1 protein-coding gene and 1 pseudogene are annotated in these 1,067 nt (G+C 55.3%); both read right to left on the reverse strand.

Going from position 1 to position 1,067, the window contains the following annotated elements:
- Positions 1-548: pseudogene (locus tag CW742_RS14860) on the reverse strand (secretion system protein E); the annotation flags it as partial.
- A 4-nt stretch (positions 549-552) separates the two neighbouring features.
- Positions 553-1,067: ATPase domain-containing protein (locus tag CW742_RS14865; RefSeq protein ID WP_292421736.1), on the reverse strand; the 515-nt coding region annotated here is incomplete at its 5' end.

The following is a 1,067-nucleotide window of genomic DNA, read 5'->3' on the forward strand; positions in this document are numbered from 1 at the left end:
ATTTTGGACTTTAAATCCTGCTGGCCTGCGGAAGTCCCGGTCAGCTGGGCGAGTTCAACGTTCTTTGGCCGGATAACGGCAACGGAGGCGAGCATCTTCCTGATGACCTCGGCCCGCTCCTTGTCACTGATCGGATCCTCTTCGAGCGCATCGATGAGGTCGATGAGTTTGGTCTCGATGACCGGCAGCATCTGGTTGACGGAGTGCAGGAAGGACGGTTCGATGGGGATGTAGAAGTTCCGCACATCATCCGGGTCGGGCAGGATATGGACAAACGTTGTATCGTTGACCGGGTAGATGATGTTCGGGCTCTTCATGGACCGGAGATCTTTTTTGAGCTCAGAGAGGAAGAGCGGGATGCCGTAGGTGTTGACCGGGAAGGTGTGGAGGTATTCGAGGAGATGGGGGCTTGCCCTGACATACTCCTTGGCATTGGCCGGCAGCATCTTGTACAGGGCGCTTGACTCGATGTCGGTGTAGAAGTCGATGTTCGAGTCGACCGTCTCGGGTTTGAAGGGGAGATTGACGGCAACGGAGAGCGTTCCCATGGATCTACACCTTTGCAAAGCTCATGGGGATGACCTTCATCCCGTAGCCCGGGTGAACCTCGAAGCTGACAAGGTTACCGGTGGTCTTTCGTGCACCCCGGACCTTGATGACCTCCATGACCATCACGTACTTGTCCCCGACCAGGGCCTTTTTCATGTTCAGGTGCGCATCGCAGATCGAGCGGATCCGCACCAGCGTGTCCTCTTCAAACGCGTACGTGTGGAGCGTGACGAGGATGGTCTTGCCGTGATCGACCAGCGACTTGCAGTTGGTGAAGAAGGTGAGGATAGTGTCCGTCTGGGCATATTCGGTAAAGAGTGTTAAGGAGTCGACAATGACCACCTCAGATTTGCTCTTCTGGATGTGGGAGATGAGCTGGGCAAGCAGCCCGTCCATCTCCTCCTTTTTCCATTCGAACCCGACAACGTGCAGGTGGAAGACCTTGAGGTAGCCCCAGGCAAAATAGTCGGAGATATCAAGGCTCATCGACTCCGTCTGCTTGATGAAACTCTTGCTGG

Origin of the sequence: Methanoregula sp. (genome assembly GCF_002835825.1) — an archaeon.
Classification (GTDB): Archaea; Halobacteriota; Methanomicrobia; order Methanomicrobiales; family Methanospirillaceae; genus Methanoregula.